The organism is Cupriavidus sp. 05T313, from assembly GCF_056396665.1.
The window spans coordinates 1-20,924 of the sequence record NZ_JBFTLX010000070.1 but is presented as its reverse complement, the minus strand read 5'-3'; the positions used below and the strand labels follow the sequence as shown (position 1 = coordinate 20,924).

General features: G+C 67.3%; 20 protein-coding genes, 1 tRNA gene and 1 pseudogene. 4 read left to right on the top strand and 18 right to left on the bottom strand.

From position 1 onward, the window contains the following. The first annotated feature begins 148 nt into the window (after window positions 1–148). Complete coding sequence (locus AC1DKD_RS17195) at window positions 149–1,465, top strand: MFS transporter (RefSeq protein WP_441632945.1); 1,317 nt, start codon at window positions 149–151, stop codon at window positions 1,463–1,465. A 94-nt stretch (window positions 1,466–1,559) separates the two neighbouring features. Here AC1DKD_RS17195 and AC1DKD_RS17190 read toward each other — a convergent pair whose 3' ends face one another. The 3 genes from AC1DKD_RS17190 to AC1DKD_RS17180 all read right to left on the bottom strand — a co-directional run bounded on the left by AC1DKD_RS17190 (window position 1,560) and on the right by AC1DKD_RS17180 (window position 6,307). Further along, window positions 1,560–2,933 carry a DUF3999 domain-containing protein gene (locus AC1DKD_RS17190; RefSeq protein ID WP_441632943.1) on the bottom strand — a complete coding sequence of 458 codons (1,374 nt, stop codon included), beginning with the start codon at window positions 2,931–2,933 and terminating at the stop codon, window positions 1,560–1,562. After that, a complete protein-coding gene (locus tag AC1DKD_RS17185; RefSeq protein WP_477143502.1) occupies window positions 2,933–5,803 on the bottom strand; it encodes a DUF2339 domain-containing protein in 2,871 nt (956 codons plus the stop codon). Before AC1DKD_RS17185 ends, AC1DKD_RS17190 begins: the two co-directional genes overlap by 1 nt. 156 nt (window positions 5,804–5,959) lie before the next feature. Continuing rightward, window positions 5,960–6,307 carry a DUF2314 domain-containing protein gene (locus AC1DKD_RS17180; RefSeq protein WP_441632939.1) on the bottom strand — a complete coding sequence of 116 codons (348 nt, stop codon included), beginning with the start codon at window positions 6,305–6,307 and terminating at the stop codon, window positions 5,960–5,962. A gap of 121 nt (window positions 6,308–6,428) precedes the next feature. Between AC1DKD_RS17180 and AC1DKD_RS17175 the strand changes: the two genes are divergently transcribed. Further along, a complete protein-coding gene (locus tag AC1DKD_RS17175; RefSeq protein WP_441632937.1) occupies window positions 6,429–7,094 on the top strand; it encodes a DNA-3-methyladenine glycosylase I in 666 nt (221 codons plus the stop codon). A gap of 597 nt (window positions 7,095–7,691) precedes the next feature. Beyond that, complete coding sequence (locus tag AC1DKD_RS17170) at window positions 7,692–8,078, top strand: hypothetical protein (protein ID WP_441632935.1); 387 nt, start codon at window positions 7,692–7,694, stop codon at window positions 8,076–8,078. A gap of 235 nt (window positions 8,079–8,313) precedes the next feature. Here AC1DKD_RS17170 and AC1DKD_RS17165 read toward each other — a convergent pair. Then, window positions 8,314–8,532 (bottom strand): annotated as a pseudogene (locus tag AC1DKD_RS17165) (recombinase family protein); the annotation flags it as partial. A 270-nt stretch (window positions 8,533–8,802) separates the two neighbouring features. Here AC1DKD_RS17165 and AC1DKD_RS17160 point away from each other — a divergent pair. Continuing rightward, entirely contained in the window at window positions 8,803–10,137 is a 1,335-nt protein-coding gene (locus AC1DKD_RS17160) for an HdeD family acid-resistance protein (RefSeq protein ID WP_477143501.1), read from the top strand. A 97-nt stretch (window positions 10,138–10,234) separates the two neighbouring features. Here the strand turns inward: AC1DKD_RS17160 and AC1DKD_RS17155 are convergent. The 14 genes from AC1DKD_RS17155 to AC1DKD_RS17090 form a co-directional block, all read right to left on the bottom strand. After that, window positions 10,235–10,310, bottom strand: a tRNA-Ala gene (locus AC1DKD_RS17155). A 40-nt stretch (window positions 10,311–10,350) separates the two neighbouring features. Next, window positions 10,351–12,072, bottom strand: coding sequence for a thiosulfohydrolase SoxB (gene soxB, locus AC1DKD_RS17150; protein ID WP_441632931.1), 1,722 nt, complete (start codon window positions 12,070–12,072; stop codon window positions 10,351–10,353). A 70-nt stretch (window positions 12,073–12,142) separates the two neighbouring features. After that, a complete protein-coding gene (locus AC1DKD_RS17145; RefSeq protein WP_441632929.1) occupies window positions 12,143–12,643 on the bottom strand; it encodes a TlpA family protein disulfide reductase in 501 nt (166 codons plus the stop codon). 24 nt (window positions 12,644–12,667) lie between these two features. Beyond that, window positions 12,668–13,351, bottom strand: a complete 684-nt coding sequence (gene soxX / locus AC1DKD_RS17140) for a sulfur oxidation c-type cytochrome SoxX (protein WP_441632927.1) — start codon at window positions 13,349–13,351, stop codon at window positions 12,668–12,670. A 16-nt stretch (window positions 13,352–13,367) separates the two neighbouring features. After that, complete coding sequence (gene soxA, locus AC1DKD_RS17135) at window positions 13,368–14,192, bottom strand: sulfur oxidation c-type cytochrome SoxA (RefSeq protein WP_441632925.1); 825 nt, start codon at window positions 14,190–14,192, stop codon at window positions 13,368–13,370. A 124-nt stretch (window positions 14,193–14,316) separates the two neighbouring features. Next, window positions 14,317–14,772, bottom strand: coding sequence for a DsrE family protein (locus AC1DKD_RS17130; protein ID WP_441632923.1), 456 nt, complete (start codon window positions 14,770–14,772; stop codon window positions 14,317–14,319). Window positions 14,773–14,892: 120 nt separating this feature from the next. Then, window positions 14,893–15,204, bottom strand: a complete 312-nt coding sequence (gene soxZ / locus AC1DKD_RS17125) for a thiosulfate oxidation carrier complex protein SoxZ (protein ID WP_441632921.1) — start codon at window positions 15,202–15,204, stop codon at window positions 14,893–14,895. A gap of 63 nt (window positions 15,205–15,267) precedes the next feature. Further along, entirely contained in the window at window positions 15,268–15,723 is a 456-nt protein-coding gene (soxY, locus tag AC1DKD_RS17120) for a thiosulfate oxidation carrier protein SoxY (RefSeq protein ID WP_035873240.1), read from the bottom strand. Window positions 15,724–15,890: 167 nt separating this feature from the next. Continuing rightward, window positions 15,891–16,220, bottom strand: a complete 330-nt coding sequence (locus tag AC1DKD_RS17115; protein WP_035873236.1) for a c-type cytochrome — start codon at window positions 16,218–16,220, stop codon at window positions 15,891–15,893. A gap of 127 nt (window positions 16,221–16,347) precedes the next feature. After that, the gene (locus AC1DKD_RS17110; RefSeq protein WP_477102472.1) at window positions 16,348–17,388 is read right to left on the bottom strand and encodes a c-type cytochrome; all 1,041 of its coding nucleotides are present in this window, start codon (window positions 17,386–17,388) and stop codon (window positions 16,348–16,350) included. Then, entirely contained in the window at window positions 17,372–18,733 is a 1,362-nt protein-coding gene (gene soxC, locus AC1DKD_RS17105) for a sulfite dehydrogenase (protein WP_441637628.1), read from the bottom strand. The genes AC1DKD_RS17110 and soxC overlap by 17 nt, the downstream gene beginning before the upstream one ends. A gap of 146 nt (window positions 18,734–18,879) precedes the next feature. Then, window positions 18,880–19,287 carry an ArsR/SmtB family transcription factor gene (locus AC1DKD_RS17100; protein WP_035873232.1) on the bottom strand — a complete coding sequence of 136 codons (408 nt, stop codon included), beginning with the start codon at window positions 19,285–19,287 and terminating at the stop codon, window positions 18,880–18,882. A 112-nt stretch (window positions 19,288–19,399) separates the two neighbouring features. Further along, entirely contained in the window at window positions 19,400–20,668 is a 1,269-nt protein-coding gene (locus AC1DKD_RS17095; protein WP_441637626.1) for an FCSD flavin-binding domain-containing protein, read from the bottom strand. A gap of 36 nt (window positions 20,669–20,704) precedes the next feature. Continuing rightward, a partial coding sequence (locus AC1DKD_RS17090; protein ID WP_477143500.1) for a c-type cytochrome occupies window positions 20,705–20,924 on the bottom strand: 220 nt, incomplete at its 5' end.

The following is a 20,924-nucleotide window of genomic DNA, read 5'->3' as shown; positions in this document are numbered from 1 at the left end:
CGCCACCCGCAGGGGCGCGGCACAGGCTGGACACAAAGAGCACCGGCGCGCTGGTTAATTAAAGAATCGCTTACTATTCTGCCTTTCAGGGCACACGCGCCGTCCCGGGCCAAGCCCTCCGCCGATTTCTCATTGCATCAAACGGATCATGCAAGCCACCGCCGCAACACCTCAAGTTCACGAAATATCCAGATCCCAGCGACGAAAGGCGATTCTTGCCGCCACCATCGGCAATGGCCTCGAATGGTTCGACTTCACCGTCTACAGCTTTTTCGCGCTGATCATTGCCAAGTTGTTCTTCCCCACCGGCAATGACCTCACTTCCTTCTTGCTGACCGTCGCCACCTTCGGCGTGGGCTTCTTCATGCGCCCGGTCGGCGCCATCGTGCTAGGCGTCTATGCCGACCGCGTGGGCCGCAAGGCGGCACTGACCCTGACCATCCTGATGATGGCGTTCGGTACGGCCATCATCGGCCTGGCGCCCACCTATTCGTCGATCGGCCTGTGGGCGCCCGCGCTGATCGTGCTGGCCCGCCTGATCCAGGGCTTCTCGGCCGGCGGCGAGGTTGGCGGCGCCACCGCCTTCCTGATCGAGCACGCGCCCGACGAGGAGCGCGGCGTCTACGCCAGCTGGCAGCAGGCCAGCCAGGGCATTTCCTTCATGCTGGGCGCGGCCATGGGCGCGCTGGTGATCAATGGCCTGGAGCCGGAGCAGATCGATGCCTGGGGCTGGCGCATCCCGTTCCTGTTCGGCCTGCTGATCGGCCCGGTCGGCATGTATATCCGCTCGCACCTGGAAGAGCCGCCCGCCTTCGAGGCGCGCCGCGCGGAGCGCAAGGCCAGCAACATCAAGTTCTCCCCGCTGACGCAGGTGCTGCGCGACCATCCGCGCGAAGTGCTGGCCGGCCTGGGCGTGACCATCCTGTGGACGGTGTGCACCTATGTGCTGGTGTTCTACATGCCGTCCTACGCCAAGCAGCAGCTCGGCCTTCCGCTGGGCGCGACCTTCCAGTCGACCGCCCTGTGCGGCGCCATCATCCTGGTGCTGTGCCCGCTGATGGGCATGCTGTCCGACCGCCTGGGCCGCAAGCGCATGCTGGGTACCGTGGCACTGGTCATCGGCGTGCTGGCCTATCCGCTGTTCCACTGGCTCAACGTCTCGCCGACCACCCAGACCCTGCTGATGGTCCAGGTGATCCTCGGCATCCTGCTGGCGGCCTTCACCGGCCCGGCGCCGGCGGTGCTGGCAGAGCAGTTCCCGACCGAGGTCCGCTCGACCGGCCTGTCGCTCGCCTACAACTTCGCCGTGACCATCTTCGGCGGCTTTGCCCCGCTGATCGTGACCTGGCTGATCGCATCGACCGGCAGCAAGCTGGCGCCCGCGTACTACGTGATCGCCGCTGCCGTGGTGAGCTTTGTCGCGCTGCTGTTCATGCACGACCGTACCGGCAAGCCCTTGCAGTAACCGGTCCCGCCGGCGGATTTGCTCCGGCCGGCGACGACGAAATGAAGAAGGCCAACCACCCGGTTGGCCTTTTTCTTTGTGCGTGCACGGGCGTTCAGGACGCCGGCGGATCTCGCTCCGGCGGCGGCGCGGCCGGCTCGCCCAGCGTTCGCAACAAGCGCCAGGCCATTGCGCCCAATACGCCCACGGCCAGCAGTAGCGCGCCCCACAAGACAAGGCGCCGGTTGCGCTGGGCGTCGGCGGGCGCCGCGGCGGACCGCGGCGACGCGTTCATGCCGGCAATCCGCGCCTTGGCGATGACCGGTGCCGGACCGGCCAGCAACTCGGCACGCGCGACCGGCCCGGGTTCCCGCGGCTGCGCCGCGGGTTCGCCCACCGCCAGCGAAAACGGCGCCGCGCCACGCGCGACAAACGTCACCACGGCGGGACGCCATCCCAGCGCCAGCAGCGGCATGCCGCTGCCAAGGCCGCCGGCGCGCGCATCCACGCTCAGGCGCCACAGACGATCGGCATTGCGCTCGATCGCCAGCGGCGCGCTCTCCTGCTCCCCACCGCCCGCACCGGCGAGCCGGTAGAGCTGCCCGCTGCTCACCATGCGCCAGGCCGACTCCGGGTCAGGGCGCGACCACAGCGTCGCCCGCACCACCGTATTGGGCTGCGGCAGGCGAATGCGCACCCGCTCGGCGGGGAAGCGCCCGCCGGTGTCGAACACGTAGTCGCCGCCAGCCTGGGCCTGCGTGGCGGCGATGTCCTCGCGCCATTGCAGCGCCAGCGGCGGCGGCGTGCCCGCCGCCACGATCTCCACCTGCACGCGCGCCGGCGCCGGCGGCACGCCCTGCCACTGCAAGCGCAGGTAGCGCGCCCGCAAGCGCCCCAGCGCGACCCGGTCCTGGCTGAGCACGCTGCCCGCGCGGCTGACCCGCAGCAATTGCGCGCTGCCCACGGCGTGCCAGTGCTGCAGGTCGTCGCTGCTGGCGACGTCCACCGCGCCCTGGTATTCGCCGTCCGGCAGCCCGATCACCACCGCGGCGGCATCCTCGCGCAGCTTGCTCAGGTCCAGCAGCCATGCCCCTGCGCTGGCGGCGGCCGGTTGCGGACTGGCCGCCCGCAGCGCGCCGTCGGTGCCGATCACCACGCCCATGGGCGCGGCCTGGCGCTGCGCCAGCGCCGGCAGCGCGAACCAGGGCACGTCACTCAGCGTACGCGCCTCGGCCGCCGGCTCGGGCGGCAAGTCCAGCGCATAAGGCAGCAATTCGCCGGCGCCGTTGCGCACCCGCAGGTCGGCCAGCCCCGGCCGCGCGCTATGGGCGTAGACATCGGCGTCCAGGGTCACGGCGTAGTAGGCCGCCACGCCCTCGGTGGCCAGCGTGAAGCGCTCGGCCCGGGCCAGTGGTGACAGCAGCAGCGCCCCCAGCAGAAGCGGTAGAGCCGCCAGGTCGCGCGCGCCAGCCTTTGGGAAAACCGGCATCAAATAACCTCCTTGGCCTTCGGCGGCAAGGGCGAGAAGTAACCGATCAGCAACAGCAGCACGCCCACGCCGATAAACGAGATGATCCGCTCGATACCCTTGACGAAGGACAGGTCGAACAGGAACAGCTTGACCACGGTCAGGCCCAGCAGCGCGCCGCCGATAAACCACAGCGCGCGCGTGCCGCGCCGGGTAGCCACCACCATGGCAATCAGCGCCAGCACGGTCCAGAACACCGACAGCGAAGCCTGCACCAGCGTCGAGCCGCCCAGGTCCTGCAGCGTGTACGGCACGCCGGTCCAGTGATGGAGCGTGCGCAGCAGCATCGCGTTGCACCACAGGAACACGGTGGCGGACGCGGCATACTCGAGCGCGCGCGGCCGCGTTGCCAGGCCCAGCGCGGCAAGCCGGTGTTGCCACAGCCCCACCGCCAGCATGGCCAGCAACTGGGCGACGTCGAGCGGGTTGAGCAGCGGCAGGTAGAACAACGGCGCGGCGTCGCCATCGCTGGCCACGCTGGCGAGGCTCCACAGCCACAGCAGCGCCGCCAGCGGCAGCGCGCCCCACAGCAGGTAGGCCCGCGCGAAGCGCGCCACCGGCCAGCGCAGGCGCCAGCCCCAGGCCGAGAGCAGCGCCAGCAGCCCGCCATAGCCATAGGCCCAGGCGCTCCAGCTCCACGCGCCCTCCGGCACGTAGGCGCGCAGCCGCCAGTAGGCTTCGGTGGAAAGCAGCACGCACAGCGTCCAGAACAGCAGCGCATGCATGGGCGCCAGCGCGGCATCGCGTTCATCGCCCTGCTGCCGCCACAGCAACAGCAAGGCCGCGCCAAAGACCAGCAGCCAGGCCAGCGCGCCGATGCCGTGCAGGGGCGACGCCGACCAGATCGCGCAACTGAGCGCGCCCAGGATAGCCAGCACCGGCGTCATGGCCAGCGCAGGCTTGCCGGCCAGCGGCCATGCCAGCACGCGCCGCGCCAGGTGCGCCAGCCACGCGCTCAACACCGCGAACAGCGCCAGCGTGGCGAGCAGCGCGCGCACGGCCCAGTCGAGCACGTCGTACCAGTGATGGATCTCGACCACGCCGCCACCCAGCCACCACAACAGGCCCCACGCCGCGGCGGCAAGGCCCAGCGGCACGGATGGCGCGAACCAGGCGCGCGCCTCTCGCCCGTGCAGGCGCCAGCCGCTGAAAACACCGGACACCGCCAGCAGCAGCGTGCCCACGTAGCGGCCGTTCAGCACTGGCCACGCCAGTGGCGTGGACGCGAACAGGCTGCCCGCCGCGAAAGCCACGCCGGCCGCCAGTTGCAGCAGCAGCCCCGACGCCAGCGCCAGGCGGCGCTGCTGGCGCACGCCCACCCACACCACGGCGGCGCCCTCCACCGCCCACACGGCACTGGTGGTGCGCCCGTCGAAGGCCAGCGGCACGGCCAGCGTGGCAAAGATCGCGCCCAGTGCCAGCATGGCTTCGAACAACATGCCCAGGCGATCGCGGCGCGCCGACAACCACGCGGCCAGGCCGAGATAAAACGCTGCGAGCGCGACCGCGCTCCATGCCATGGCAAAAGGAATATGACGCACCAGCGCGGCTTGCAGGCCCATCGCCAGCAGCGGCGTGCCGAACACCAGCGTGCCGTCGACGTAGTCCTTGAGGCTGACCTGCCGGCGCAACGCGTAGAGCAGCGCGATGCCCGTGTACATCAGGAAAAACAGGAGCAGGAACGGCTCGGTGGTAGCCAGCAGTTCAGGCCGGTAGTTGAGCGCGCCCCACGCCGTGCCGATGCCGAAGGTAAACGCAAAGCCCAGCAGGTTGAGCGGGCGCCAGGCCCGGAACCAGGCAATGGCAAAGATGCCGGCATTGAGCAGCGCGTAGTAGCTGAACAGCATCACATGGCTGCCACCGCCAGTGGAAATCAGTACCGGAGCGAGGAAGCCACCCGCGCTGCCGGTGAATGCCAGCACCGGAGCGTTCTGCAGCACCGCCAGGCCGCCGGCGAGCGCGCAGATGGCCACCATCAGCGGGAAGGCCGCCGCGGCCGGCAACAGGCCGTAGAGCTTGGTGGCGGCGAACACGGTCAGATACAGCACGCCCACGCCGCCGCCCTGCAACACCAGGGCATAGGCAGCGCGCCGCTCGCGCAGCCGCCAGCCCGCCGCCAGCAGCGCGACCGCGCCGRCAGCCACGCCCGCCAGCCGGAATTCGACCGGMAGCATGGCATTGTCGGAGGCAAACTTGAGCAGGAAGGCCACGCCGAAGAAGAGGATCAGGATGCCGACCCGTACCACGCTGTTGCCGCCCAGCAGCCAGCCGCGCGCGGCGGACACCGCGCGTTCGATGAAATCGGGCTCCTGCGGGGCGAATGCGGACGAGAGCGAGGGTTCCACGTGTGGCGCGGGCAGGTCCGCGGCGGCGACGGAGATCGGTGCGGATGCCGTGGGAGCACGAACCGGGGCCGGCACAGAAGGGAAAGTTGGCGGAAGGCTGGCCGCCGGAGCGAACGACGGCTCGGGCATCGCCGTTGCGGCCGCCACCGGGCCTTCCGCCGATGCCGGTTCGAATGCCGGGAATCCGTGCGCCGCTGGCGTACCTTCCACTGCGTCAGCCTGCTGGGGCATCGCCGAGGTCTCGCCGCGCAACTGCGCCATCTCGCGCTTGAGCGTGGCCAGTTCCTGCTCGAGGCGCGCCACGCGAGCCGCGAGCGAAGGCGCCTCCGGCGCGCCCTGTGCCTCCCCATCGGGCCGTGGCCGCGCAGGCCGGTCGCTGACCATCCAGCCAAAGCCGAAGCCCAGTATCGCGCCCGTCAGGGCACCGCCAAACCCGGCCGCCGCGGCGCCGAGCAGCAAGCCAATCACCGCGAATATCCAACGCATCAGATGAGATTTCGCCTAGGAAGGTTGGGGAGATCGGCGGCCAGTGGCACCGATACAGCGTTTGCCGGCACGGGGAACCGCCTGAATCATGCGCGCCCAGTGTAGCGCGAGGGCGACATCGTCAGGCGATGCCAGCCATGCCGGCCGGCCCCGCGGTCATTCTTCGTCGCTATGGATGTTGATCACGTGCCGCGGCTCGAACCACAGCGGCATGCCGGGTTCCATCTCCTCCGTGCAGTAGGGCTGGTTGTCGAGTTCCCCGCTGTAGAGATCCCCCTCGCGCCCGGTGACAACCACCCACATGCGCTCCACGTGCTGCTCGTCGCGGTCCTGCTCGTCGGTGGTAACGATGCGAAAGATCAGCTTCACCAGCTGGCCGGGCTGCAGCGCCTGCCGGTCTTCCAGCGGCGGCACCCAGAATGTCTCCGGGTGCGCCTCGCCGATGACTTCACCGTCGTCGAGCTGCCAGCCGTCTTCTTCGATGGTCGCCAGTCGTTTGTCCATGTCAGTCCTCAAGAAAATCGTTCTTCACGGCCGGCATCGTAGCAAACGCATCGTGCGTCCGTGCGGGCAGGACATGCCGCGCGAGTCGCTTTAAGATGGCGGATCGAAGGAGAACGCACCCATGGCAGCAGACAACAGCGTGGCAAGAAAGGCAGCGAAAAAGGTGGCCGGGAAAGCCGTACAGGCGGAGCGCGTGCGCTGCGGCTGGTGCGGCACCCTTGAGGACTATTGCCACTACCACGACAGCGAGTGGGGCTTTCCGGTCGACGACGACCGCCGCCTGTTCGAGAAGCTATGCCTGGAAGGCTTCCAGGCGGGGCTGAGCTGGCTGACCATCCTGCGCAAGCGCGAGGCATTCCGCCGCGCCTTCGCCAACTTCGAGATCGACAAGGTGGCGCGTTTCGGCGAGCGCGATATCCAGCGGCTGTTGGGCGACGCCGGCATCGTGCGGCACCGGGGCAAGATCGAGGCGGCCATCAACAACGCGCAACGCGCCCGCGAACTGCTGGAGACGGAGCCGTCGCTGGCCGCCTACTTCTGGCGCTTCGAGCCGGATCCCGCCAGCCGGCCAGCGCTGCTGACGCCGGAAGTGCTGCGCACCATGGCTATCTCGCCCGAATCGACGGCACTGTCCAAGGACCTTAAGAAGCGCGGGTGGCGCTTTGTCGGTCCCACCACGATGTATGCGTTGATGCAGGCCATGGGCCTGGTTAACGACCATATGGAAGGCTGCTCGACTCGCGAGGAAGCTCTGCTGGCGAGAAAGACATTCAAGGTGCCGCGCTGAGGAGACGGGTTAACGTTGGCGGTGCGATATGCGGAAGGTATACGCTGCGACGCAGCGAATCAAAGGCGGACCGCGTATACGTATCCCGCAACGGTTGCCTTCTGTCTTTCTATATTGTTTACGTATACCAATATAGTAGTAGTAGGTAAACGACCCGATTTTCCGTGGATAAGCTTGTTTTCCCCTTTCTGTTCAAGGACTTGCGAACAAGATAAGTGCCAGGTATTAGCCTGAGTTCACGGGATATCTCGGTGACGTATACGTGGCGCGCAAAAACCGCCTCAAAGTTGTACGTATACGCCCCACAACCCGCCCCCAGCCGGGGCACAGCTTTCCTGCCTGCTTATCCCCAGGGTTTCGCGCAGTTATCCACAGGCCGGGGGATTCGCCCACGCCTTGCGCAGCACATGTTGCGCAAGGCCCCACGTTGGCAGGCGCACCTGTCTGCATTCACCCAACACCCTGAGCGAGAACGTGGCGGTGTATACGCTATTTCCGCCATTCAGGGGATGGCACGGTCCATGCGGTTAACAGCTTCGAGCGCGGCGCCGAAGCTCGTCTTCCCACCCGGAGCATCCGCTCCTTCGGAGAACCGTCATGAAGATCCATTGCTATGAACCACGAGAGAGCCGGACCAACTCGCCGGTGCGGGGCGCCGTGCGCAAGCTGCGGCAAGCCGTCTTGCTGATTCGCGTGCTCGCGCTATGTGTCAACTGCGTGGCATACGCGCAGCCCGCCGCGCCGGTCAAGTCAGTGGTCACGCCCGAGCAAACGTTTATGCCAGGCTACCTTGAAGCCGTCTCCACCGGCTATGACAACGGCCAGGCACTGCACGAATCCGAAGGTATCGCGACCTTGCGTGTACCGAGTACCGTTGCCAGCCAACTCCGGGCCTCTCCGGCGCCATCCGCGCCGGCACCTGTAGCTGCGGGACCATCGGTGATCCCGGTCTCGCAGAAGACCAGAAGGCCGCAGGGGCAGTGAGGGGAGTGCGTGGGCCCCCTCGGGGCCACCGGCAGCATCCTGGCTCCGAACCTGGCGCACTTGGTGCGGCCGCATTGCTCCGGGCCGTAGAGATCCGTTCGAGGATTTCAGGTTGCCGGCGCTTCAGAAGCGCCCGCTCGAACGGCACGCGATGCGCACGATATCTTCCAAACGCTGGGGCGTCTGCGTTGCCTGGTTTGTTGTCGGCAGAGCGCGCAGGGTAGTGTTAGCAACAGGCTGATGGTCTGCCGAACGTCTTGCCTTCTGCCCTTGCCCGACGCAAGCCCGCCTGTGTCCGCTCAATGACAAGGTCACGCTCGAATTCGGCCACGGCGTTGATCACGCCCATCGTCATCTTCCCTGCAGGACTGGTCAGGTCCACACCCCCGAGCGCCAAGCAATGGACGCGAACGCCAGCAGCATCCAACCGTTCCACTGTCGCCCGCACGGTCAGATTGCCTGAGATTCAAGTGTGACCGCAGCGATATCCGCATGTGGGTTCCATCAGGGCGCACTGATCACGATCCCGTCGTTGCATGATCGAACACTGGCACGCCTATGAGGCCGCGTGCGGTGCGATGGGGGAGCAGCTGTCGCGCAACACCCCAGCACCACGCTATAGGGCGATTGTCGACAATCGGAATGTGGCTGCCTGAGCCCAAGGACCGGCGATCCAACGGTAAAATCCGGCGAGCATTCCTTTGACACGATCCGGAGATTGCCGATGGTTCGCCTGCTGATGCTAATCCTTGGCGTGGATTACTTGCGTACGCGATGGCGCGCACTGGCCTGGGCCGGTGGCATCAGCCTGATCACCGGGGTGGTGCTGTTTATCGACGCACTCGATGACCGTCTCGATTTCCCGATCGAACCGTTTGCATGGCTGCTGCTGCTCGAAGGGCTAGCCACGATGGCGGTGGCGTGGACCGGAATGGGCGGTCAGCGCACGCTGCGCTATGTCAAGGGCATGGCGTTCAGCGTGGCGGCGATCCTGGTGCTGGCCGGCCATCACCATGGCCACATGATTCTGTCGCTGCTGTTCGGTCTGCTGTTTCTGGCCGACGGGCTGCTGCAGGTGGCATCGGCACGCGTGGTGCGCTTTCGTACGTGGCGGCTGGCGATGGCCGGCGGTATCGTCGAGATTGCGGTGGCAATCTTCTTTATCCAGCCCTACCCTACGCACTACGCGGGCACCGTGCCTTACTGCGTGGGCCTTGGGCTGATCTTCGGTGGCTGGAACATGCTGCTGCTCGCATCGCGCGTGCGCAGGCTGGCCGGAAATCCGGGACTGCGTGACACACCGGAAGCCGGCCCGGCCGATGATGCGGACCAGCGACTCACGACATGGAGCGGCCCGCCCGCCGCCGACGAACACGCGCTGACCGTGCACGTGTGGACGCCGGTCGGATCCGCAAAGACCGAAGCGCGCCGCCAGCCGATCATCGACCGCTAYATCGCCGCSGTGGACCGCRAYGGCGTSATTTCSACMGGCCAYGCSGCGCTGGAATCGCCAGAAGGCATCTACATCAGCCTGTATCCGGCGGTCGAGATCGACCGCGCGCCCGACGATTTCACCCGACTGCTGCGCGCCACGCGCGAGAACGACGTACCCGGCACGTTCCAACCCGACTACCCCACCGAATCGAAAGCGTGGTGCCCGTCGACGGTGCAGGTGCGCATCCGCAACTACGACGCGCAGCGCCTGCGCGCATTCTGGGATGCCTATCAGCATGACACCACGTACAACCTGACCCACCGCAACTGTTCAAGTACTGTGGCACGGGCGCTCGATGCCGCGCTGGAAGGCGCCGGCGCGCGCGTATGGGCGCGGCTGGACGGGTGGTGGCCGTTGTTCCGCCTGGTACTGACTCCTGAACTGTGGGTGGCGGCGCACCTACGCAAGCGCGCCGCAACGATGGCGTGGACGCCGGGCCTGACCCTCGACTACGCACGCGCCATGAGCATGCTGGCCGATCCACGTCCCTTCGCCTGGGCCACGTTCATCGGGGCGCTGAAGCGGCGCGGTTCCGCCAGCCTGGCGGACGATCGGGACACCTAGCCGGTGCGTGGAGACTAGCCGAACAGAAATCTGAGGAAACCAGAAAGAAAAAAGGGCTTGGCGCATTGCCAAGCCCTTGATTTCATGAGTATTCGTATGGTGGACCGAAGGAGGATCGAACTCCCGACCTCTGCATTGCGAACGCAGCGCTCTCCCAGCTGAGCTATCGGCCCGTGACGGCTGATTGTAGCCCAGTTTTCGCCAGCATATCAATCACGCCGCCATGCCTGCGTTACCGGTCATTCCGCGCACGGTCGGCACGTTCAGCGGGCGTGCCGTGACCTCGCCGGAGGTGCGCAGCCACTGCGCCATCAGGTCCCAGATCGGGGGGCTGCCGCTCTGGCGGGCGTCTTCCGACACGGGCGCCCAACCGGCTACCTTGTAGGTCTTGCCGGCGTCGATGGGCCGGCCCTTGAGCCGCATGTCGGTGATGCGCCGGCCCATCGCGGCGGTGGGGTCAATCGCGTATTGCAGCCCGCCCACGCGCACCATGTCGCCACCCTGCTGGTAGTAGGGGTCCGGGTTGAACAGGTTGTCCGCCACGTCTTCGAGGATGGTCTTGATGGTCTCCCCGCTCATCGTCGTGACGGTGGTGTGCGGGTACGTGATGGCGGTCTGGTCCATCAGGTGTTCCATGGTGATGGCCTGGCCCGGCAACAGCGTGGTTCCCCAGCGGAACCCGGGTGAGAACGCGATCTCGGCGCCCTGCACGTCCATCAGGCCGTCGAGGATCAGCTGGTCGAAGGTGCCGTTGAAATTGCCGCGGCGGTACAGCAGGCCGCTGTTGCGGGCGAGCACTTCGCCGAGCTGCTTTTCGTACGGCGCGCGTACCTTGGCGATCAGCGCGTCCATGGCCGGATCGGCGGCGAGGTAGTTGGCGAAGACGGGTAACAGGCGGTAGCGGAAGCCGCCGATCTTGCCGCCCTTGACGTCGAAGTCGAGCACGCCCAGAAACTTGCCGTTGGAGCCGGCGTTGGTGACGAGCGTGGTGCCACCGGCGTTCTTGACCGCCACCGGCGCGGGCATGCCGTCGTGGGTGTGGCCGCCGAGGATGGCGTCGAGGCCGCGCACGCGCGAGGCAAGCTTGAGGTCCACGTCCATGCCGTTGTGCGACAGCAGCACGACGACCTGCGCGCCCTTGCCGCGCGCCTGGTCGATGACTTGCTGCAGGTTTTCTTCCTGGATGCCGAAGGTCCAGTCGGGCGTGAAGTAGCGCGGGTTGGCAATCGGCGTGTAGGGAAAGGCCTGGCCGATGATGGCGACCGGCACGCCGTTCATCTCGCGGATCACGTAGGGGTCGAAGACGGGATCGCCGAAGTCGTTGGTCTTGATGTTCTGCGCGAGGAAGGCGACCTTGCCCTTGAAGTCTCGCTCGACGATCTCGGTGACGCGTTCTGCGCCGAGCGTCATCTCCCAGTGCGGGGTCATCACGTCCACGCCGAGGGCGAGCGCGGCGTCGACCATGTCCTGCCCGCGCGTCCACAGCGCGGTGGCCGAGCCCTGCCAGGTATCGCCGCCGTCGAGCAGCAGCGCGCCGGGCCGGCCGGCCTTGAGTTGCTTGATGAGCGTGGCGAGGTGGGCGAAGCCGCCCACCTTGCCGTAGCGGCGCGCGGCTTCAGTGAAATCGAGATAGGTGAAGGCATGCGCCTGCGCGCTGCCGGGCGCGATGCCGTAGTGGCGCAGGAAGGCCTGGCCGACGAGGTGCGGCGGCTTGCCCGCGTAGTCGCCCACGCCGAGGTTGACGTTGGGCTCGCGGAAATACAGCGGCCGCAGCTGCGCATGGCAATCGGTGAAATGCAGCAGGTGCACATTGCCGAAGCGCGGCACGTCATAGAGCTTGCCGGCGGCCTGCGCGGCCTGTGCATCGGTGGCGGGAAAGGTCATGCCGCCGGCGCCGGCAATGGCCAGCACCTGCAGGAACTCGCGTCGGTTCATCGTCTCTTCCAGTGGATTGCATGCGCCGGTATCGGGCAGCGGTGACCCGGCGTCTCGTGGCCGAATGCGGCTACTTCGGCGTTGGCCTGGCGTACTTCGCCAGTGCCGCGACTTCTTCTTCCAGCATCTCGCCGACCTCCTTCTGCACGACCTTGCCATCGGCGTCGATCACGTACAGCTCGGGCAGGCCCTTGCGCTTGCCGAGCGCGGCGCGCAGCGCGGGCGTGTCCATGGTGGCGGGGAAGGTGTAGCCGCGCTTCGCCATGTAGGCGGCGGCTTCCGTCGGATCACGGTCGATGGTTACCGCCAGCACCCCCAGTCCGCCGCGCGCGCCGCCGGTACTGTCGTAGAGCTTCTGCAGGCGCGGGTTCTGCAGCGCGCAGAAGGGGCACCACGATGCCCAGATCTCCAGCACCAGTGGTTTGCCGGCCAGTTGGGCGGCAGTCATGGTGCGGCCGTCGAGCAGTTGCACCGCAGGCAGGCGCACGGTGTCGCCCACCTCCAGTGCCGCGGCCGCACCGCTCCAGGCGAGCACCGCGAGCAGCAGCGTCCGTCGGAAGTTGATGGCCATACCGCCGGTCGCCATCGCGGTGCCTTACTGGTTGACCGGCGAGGCCGGGTCCAGCAGCAACGCCATCACGTCGCGGATCTGCTGCTCGGTGAGGATGCCCTTGTGGCCGAAGCGCGGCATGTTGGAGCAGGCCGCAAAGGCGCTGGAATCCCAGATCTTGCCCCAGGTGTACTTGAGCACCGCTTCCGAATCGCCGCGCAGCTTGCCGTACTGGTACAGCGACGGACCGATATTGCCGAAGGAGATCTCGGCCTTGGTCATCTGGTGGCAGGCGTAGCAGTTCGCGCCGTTGACGCCGCCGACGGCGTCGGAGAACTGCATGCCGCGGCCGTTCTGGGCGGTCTTCTCGCCTTCCTTCCAGTCGCCCAGCCACTGCTTGTCGGCAGGGTACTTGATCTGCTTGAACTCGGCGGCTTCGATTTTCCTGGCCACCGCCGCCGGCACCTTGGAGCGGTCCGGGTAGTCGCTGCACGCCTTCTGCATGGCGTCGCGATCGAGCACGCCTTCGACCGTGGCGGGACCCTTGGACGTGAAGGAGCTTTCGATCAGCGTCTTCATGTCGGCGCCGCTGACGGCGGCGGCCTTGGCAGGCTTCGCGGCCCTGGCCGGCTTGGCGCTGTCCTCCGCGTGAGCCATGCCCACGCAGGCCAGCAGGGCAAACGTGACCGCGGCGAGCTTGCCTTGTGTGTATCTACGCGCTTGTTTCATCTGTGCTCTCCCTTGCTCAGCGCTTCATGGCCGGACCGTCATACGTGCCGCCGTTGGCATTCCTGGCGAGGAACAGGCTCAGCGCCGTGATCACGTCGGAACCATAGGCGGGCTCGGGAAAGCGCTGCTGGCGCAGGCAATCGTAGAGGCGGTGCTGCATCGAACGCACCTCGCCCTGCGAGACGCGGTAGGCCGGCCACGTGGTGTAGGCAGCCTGGGCGCCTTGCCGGGTCAGCAGGTTGGGCAGCTCTTGCAGGCGGATGCGCTGGCCATCGACGGCGTGGCAGGTGGCGCAGGCGAAGTCGTAGGCGCCGCCGCGGTAGAAGAACATCTTCTGGCCCAGGGCATATACGCGCTTCTCTTCGGGATGGGCCAGTTGCACGTTCATCTTCACGCCGCGCGACTCGCCGGTCAGGAAGGCCACCAGGCGCTCGATGTCGGACGGCTTGCCGGTGGAGGCGAAGGGGTTCTTCAGCGCTTCTTCCTGGGTCAGGCCCTGCAGCGTCACGCGGCAATAGGCCAGGCGTTGCTCCAGGTCCATCACGCGGTTGGTGTCCTTGAAGTAGCGCGGCAGTTCGGCGTAAGCGCCCTTGGTCACGCCGGGGCCCTTGCCCAGGTCGCATTGTTCGAGCGAGGCGTTCTTGGGGCCGCCGGGTTTTTTCCAGAGTTCTTCGCCGGCGGCTTCCCACAGCTCGGCGGGATTGCCCTCGGCGAGCATTTGCCGGTATTTGGCGATTTCCTCGGCGGTGCTGCCCTGGGCGTGCACGGCGGCGGCGGCCAGCGCCACAGTGCCGGCCAGCGCCAGCGCGGCGCCCGTGTGGCGGCGTCTGATCGATTTCATGGGGCTTCTCCTCGGGGCCTCGGAAGCCTGCCGCCATGTGGCGCCAGGCCGTGCGGGCCGGTCTTATTGCTTGTCTTCCCGTAGCGCGGCACCCGGTTTGCGCCGGCTCCCGCGCGGATGCTACTTACGGCTTGATATAGGCATAGCCTTCATCAAACTGCAGCCTGGCCACTTCGACCACGCCCGCCTGTACGACCTTGGCTTCCATCAGCAGGCTGGACTCGGGGATCTTGCGCGCCGTCAGCGTGTTGCGGCAGACGCGGAACTCGACGCCGGAACTGGCCAGCGCGCCGACCGCCGCCTCGAACGTATTGCCGCGTGCGTCACGCGCGCCTTCCACGATGAAATCCACGCCATAGCCGAAGGCCACCACCACAATCCTGGTGTCTGGCGCTGCGTTCAGGTGGTTGCGCAGGTTGGCCATGGCGCGCACCGCCTGGTCCGTGCCTTCGGACAACTGGTAGACCACTTTGACGCGCCCGCCCTTGCCGGCGGCCGCCGGTGCCGCTTGCGCCGCCGCCTTGGCCGACAAGCCGATCGCGGCCAGGGCCGCCGTTGCTCGAATGAATGCTCGCCGCATGATTCCTATCCTTCCGGTCGCTCCCCTGCGCGCAACATGCGCCAGCCCGGGTCCGACATTCGACCTGAACCATAGCAGAGGATGCGGCCGCCCGCTCGGCCAGGCCCGTACCTGCTCCGATCAGGAAATGGTGGCTTCGTCGGTCCGCTTGTCGCCGCGGTTGTCGATCCAGGTCACCGTGACCTTGTCGCCCTTGGCGCCGCCCTTGAACTTGAAGTTCAGGAAGGGATCCTTGGACACGGCCGGGCCGAACTGGGCCTGGAATACGTCCTTGCCCTTGCACTGCGCCGTCACGCTCTGGATATGCCAGGCCGGAATGGTCTTGCCGCCCGCATCCTTGCGCTGGCCGGTTTCCATGTCGTGTTTCATCAGGATCTTGACGTCGACCACGCCGCCATTCTCGGCGGCACGTACGCGCATCGGGTCTGCCATGTTCTTTCCTCTTTCAGGTAGTGGTGGGGCGGGAAATCCGCGTGGGGGGATGGGAGCGTGGCCTCAGCCGCCGCAACCGCCCAGCGTCACCTTGATTTCCTTGGACGCCACATACCATTTGCCGCCGGCCTTGACGGCGGCGTACACCATCGAGGTCTGGCCCATCTTGACTCGCGTGGAGACGAAGGGCTCGGTGCCGGCGGGGATGGTGAAATCCGCTGCCAGCGTATTGGGATTCTTTTCCACCAGGATCGCGATCTGCTCGGTGCCAGGAATATTGCTGGTCACCGCGACCGGCACCACGGCGCCGTTTTCGGCGATGTCGGGGGCGGTAAAGACAATGGCGGTGCTTTTCTCGGTGCCGCTGCCGCCGAGCGCCTTGATGACGTCCGCCACGCTCTTGCCATCGAAGGCGGTCTTGTTCCACTCCGCCGCCTGCGCTTTGCTGATCAGGCCGGTGGCGGCCATCAGCGCGAGCACGGAAGTGACCCGCAATACGTCTCGTCGTTTTGAATGCATTGTTTCCTCTTCTCCTGCGTTTTCCGTACCGGCCTGGTTTATTGGCCTGCCGCGCCTTCCGGCACGGCAGCGGGCGGTGCATTGCCGCCCTACAGCGAGGGGCGCCACCGGCGCCCCCTGGGTCCCGAAGCCGTAACCCGGTCCGGGCAGGGCATGCCCTGGGCGCCTTACTTGGCCGGGGCGCCTGCCAGCACCCACTCCACGACCGTCTTCAGGTCGGCATCGCTCAAGCCAGCATTGGCGGGCATCGGCACCGGGCCCCAGACGCCTGCGCCGCCGCTCTTGACCTTCTTGGTCAGCGTTGCCAGGGCGTTCTTGTCGCCCTTGTACTTGGCCGCCACATCCTTGTAGGCGGGGCCGACCAGCTTCTTGTCGACCTGGTGGCAGCCCATGCAGGCGTTCTTGTTGGCGATTTCCTGGGCCTTGGCGGCATCGACTGCAGCGTTGGCCGAGGCGGCGCAAGCCAGCATCAGCGTTGCGATGACAAACTGCTTCATGGATATTGCTCCGAACTTTGAAGAGCCGTGGGGACGGCGATAGGCCACTCGCTGCCCGCCATGCCGGATGGCTGGCCGGCGCGGCGGCGCGCTGGCCGCGCCACGGGGCATGGTGGCGGCCAGTCCGCTATTTTGCCTCAAGAATCCACCCCACCACGGTGCGCAGGTCGGAATCGGGAATCTGCGCCTGGGGCGGCATCGGCATGCTGCCCCAGGCGCCCTGTCCGCCCGCCCTGATCTTGTGAGCCAGCGTGTCCCGCACTTCCTGTCCGTTGTACTTGCGCGCGATCTCGGTAAAGCTCGGGCCAACCAGCTTGCGGTCCGTGGCGTGGCAGGCCATGCACTGGTACTGGCTGGCCAGTTTCGCGCCGGCCTTCTCGTCCGGCGCGGCCGCCGCGGGCGCGCTCGCGGCGGTTCCGATMGCCACGCCGCGCGTGGGTCCCACCGTGCGCTGCTGCGCGGCCAGATCGCCGTGGGCATCGCGCGCGTAGGCCGGCATCGCCGACGCCACCTCCACCGTTCCCGCGCAATCCTTCATGCACGCCGTATTACGCGTATCCGGCTGGCCGCGCCCGGGCCACAAGCCATGTTGCAGGGTCATGCCGTTGCGGTTCGGCATGGTCTGCTGCACCACGGCGATGTTGCGCTCCGACAGCGTGAAATCCGCCGGCACGATATCGCCCAGGTTGAGCAGGTAGGCGGTGACCGCGTAGACCTCGTCGGCGGACAGGCTGCGCGGTGCGTTCCAGGGCATCGCGCGGTGGATGTAGTCCCACAGCGTGCTGACGGTGCTGACTTTCATCAGCGTGGTGCGATACGGCTGGTTGCCGGTCAGCGAAGCCACCCGTCCGCGCTTGATGTCCTCGGTGGTGGTGCCGCCGACGATGGGCGAGAAGACCTCGTTGGATTCACCGAAATCGCCATGGCAGGAGGCGCATTTGCCATCCCAGATTTTCTGTCCCTGCGACACCGTGCCGCTGCCCTTGGGCAGGCCCTGGAAATCGGGACGCACATCGATGTCCCATGCCCCGACCTCGGCCGGCGTCGCGGCGCGGCCCAGCGCGGCGCGCGCGGCTTCCGCCGGCGTCGCGGCGATCGACGCCTGCCCGCCCAGCGCCACGGCGGCGGCAAACAGCGCGGCGCGGGCGGCCTTAATCAACGTGGACATTGGAGACCTCGCCGCTGCCGGCCACCTGCCAGCTCTGGATGGCGTTGTTGTGATAGATCGAGCGCGTGCCGCGCACCGCGCGCAGCTGCGCCATGCGGGGCTGCACATAGCCGGTCTCGTCGATGGCGCGGCTTTGCAGGATGGCGGGGGCGCCGTCCCACGCCCAGTCCAGGTTGAAGCGCGTCAGGCATTTGGACAGCACCGGCGTTTCCAGCCGCGCGGTGCGCCAGTTGCGGCCGCCGTCGACGGAAACATCCACTCGCTTCACCCGCCCGCGCCCGGACCACGCCAGGCCGCTGATGTTGTAGAAGCCGGGGCCCACCATCTGCTGACCGCCCGAAGGCGTGGTGATGACGGATTTGCATTCCTGGATCGAGGTGTACTGGCGCAGCATGCCGTCGGGCATCATGTCGACGTAGTGCACGGTCTCGTCCTTGGTGTTCCACGGCTGGTCGCCCAGCTCCAGCCGGCGCAGCCACTTGACCCACGACACGCCCTGCACGCCGGGTACCACCAGCCGCAGCGGATAGCCGTTCTCGGGACGCAGCATCTCGCCGTTCATGCCCCATGCGACGATGATCTCGTCGGCCAGCGCCATCGGGATGGTGCGCGTCATGCCCGATCCGTCGCCGCCTTCGGCAAGCAGGTAGCGCCCGCGCTTGAAGTCGGCACCGGCATCGTCGAGCAGGACCTTGAGCGGCACGCCGGTGAATTCGCAGCAGGACAGCATGCCGTGGGTGTATTGCACCGTGGGCACCGCCACGTTGCCCCACTCCATGCCGGTGTTGGCGCCGCACTCGATGAAGTGCATGCGCGACACCGCCGGCAGGCGCATCAGATCGTCCATGGTGTAGACGCGCGGCGCTTTCACCAGGCCATTGAACATCAGGCGGTGGCGGGCCGGATCGATGTCCTGCCAGCCCTGGTGATGACGCTCGAAATGCAGCCCGTTGGGCGTGATGATGCCGAAGAAGCCTTGCAGCGGCGCGAAGGAAACAGAAGCGGCGGACACACGGGTCAGCCCCGGCGACTCGCGCCGCACCAGGTTTTTCTCGTAGGCGGAGGGCTGGCCGTAGGGGTGCGCGGCAACCGGCTGGCCCAGCGTGGTGGCCCAGGGTTGCGGCGTGAGGATGGCGTCGTCGCCGGCGCTTTGCGCTGCGCGCGTCCTGCCGCCGGCACCGGCGGCCAGCGCGGCCGCGGCGCCCAGGAAGCTCTTGCGCAGGAAGTCGCGGCGCGGGCTGTCCGGCGTGCCCAGGCCATGTTGCGCGATGTCCTGCTGCAACGATGCGCTGATGAAATGCTCCGGCGCACGCACGATGCGCCCGGGGCGGATCTGTTCCGGCACTGCGGTCTCCTCCGGTCCGCTCGTCCGGCGCGCAAGCGCCGTCGGCCAACCTGTTATCGGCCGGCGCCCGCGGATGCGGGCTGCCGCCGTACAACCTGCGTGCGAACGTGAATGCGGTTGCCCTGCGCCCCGGTACGCGCCTGGCCTCAGCGGCTACGGCGGCGCGGCGCCGGTGCGGCCTGCGGCATGAAGCGGTCGACCATGCCCGCGGGCAAGGCGCTGTCTTCCAGCCGGCTGGCCACCTGCACGCAGACCGTGCGGCACAGCTCAATCACGCTCTCGTCCTCGATGGCGTAGAACACGAGGTTGGCTTCCTTGCGGCGCGACAGCACGCCCGCGCGGTACATCGCGGTGAGATGCCGCGAGACATTGGTCTGCGAAGAGCCCACCGTTTCCACCACGGTGCCAACCGGCTTCTCGCCATCGCACAGGGCGTGCAGGATCTTCAGCCTGGTGGGTTCCGCCAGCAGACTGAAATACCCCGACACTTTCTCGAACACGCGATCCATCTCGTCCATGCCGTCCAATATATTCGTATATGCGTGATTGCGCATATAGTGTTTACCCCTTTGCGCCGCGTTTCCGGATGCGGGGCTGACTGCGATCTCGGAGACATATGCAACGCGCACCGTCACCGGTGCGCGCCGTGGTTGTCCTGCCGGGCGTTCAACCGAGCATGTCGGTCCAGATGGCATCCGCCCATGCCTGCGCATAGGTGCCTTCCAGCGCGTTCGGCGCAGCCGACAAGCCGCCCGCGCCCGGCACCGTGACCATGGTCTTCTGCGCTGCATCATAGCGATGCACGCTGGCGATGTGGATCGCTTCGCGCGCGGACGTGAAGCTGTAGCAAGTGTTGTTGTAAAGCGGCTCGGAGTTCGGCGCCTGGCCGGCGAGCAGCGACACGATGGCCGCCGCCGCCACCTTGCCGTGCTGGTTGGCCATATGGCCCGACTTGGGCATCAGCGGCGCGATCTGGATGGCGTCGCCGAGCATGTGAATGTCGGGCACGGCGATCGATTCGAAGGTAAGGAAGTCGACCTCGCACCAGCGGCCGTTGGCGGTAGCCAGCCCGCTTGCCACGGCGATGGCGCCGGCGCGCTGCGGCGGCAGCACATTGAGCACATCGGCGCGCTCGTCGTCCTGCACCTCGAACTTGAGCGTGCGGGTGGCGGGGTCCACGTCGATGGTGTTGTACTGCGGCCGGTACTCGATCATGCCTTTGTAGCGCGTGGCCCAGACCTGCTTGAACAGCGCGCCCTTGGAGGTGACGTCGGGATTGGCGTCGAGGATCAGCACCTTGCTGCGCGGCTTGGCCTGGCTGAAATAGTCCGCGACCAGGCAGGCGCGTTCGTAGGGCCCGGGCGGGCAGCGGTAGGGCGCGAGCGGAATGGTGATGGCGAAGGTGCCGCCATCGGGCATCGCTTCCAGCTGGCGGCGCAAATCCACCGTTTGCGGGCCGGCCTTCCAGGCGTGGAGAATCTGCTCGCCGCCTGGCTGGGCGAGGCCCGGAATCTCGCCAGAGAGCACATCCACGCCGGGCGACAGCACCAGCCGGTCGTAGGGCAGCGTGCCGCCGCCGGCGAGGCGCACCACCCTGCGCGCCGGGTCGATCGCGTTGACATGGTCGCGCACCACGTTCACGCCGTGGCGCTTCGCCAGCGCTTCGTAGGAGAGGGTGATGTCACCGATGCGCTTGCTGCCGGCGAGCACGAGGTTGGACAGCGGGCAGGAGACCAGGCTGGCGTTGGGCTCGACCAGCGTGACCTCAATACCTTGGCCGCTCCATTCGCGCAGGTAACGCGCTGCGGTGGCGCCGCCATAGCCGCCGCCCACCACCACCACCTTTGCCTTGCCGGTAGCGCTGGCCGCTTGCGCGCCGAATGCGCCGAGCGCGGCAGTGCCGGCGAGCGCGCCGAGGAATTCACGTCTTTGCATCTGAGGGTCTCCTTGCCGGGTTGCAAGCCGGCGCGCTTAGCGCACGGCGGCGAACCAGCCCGCGATGGCTTCGATCTGCTGGTCGCTGTAGCCCTTGGCGATCTGCTGCATCACCGTGGCTTCGCGCTTGCCTTGCCTGAAGTCCTGCATCTGCCGGACYAGCTCGGACTTGTCGCGGCCGGCGAGGCCCGGCACCGGGCTCCCCGCGGGCGCGCGGCCCGCGGGGCCGTGGCAGCCGGCGCACGCGGCGGCCCAG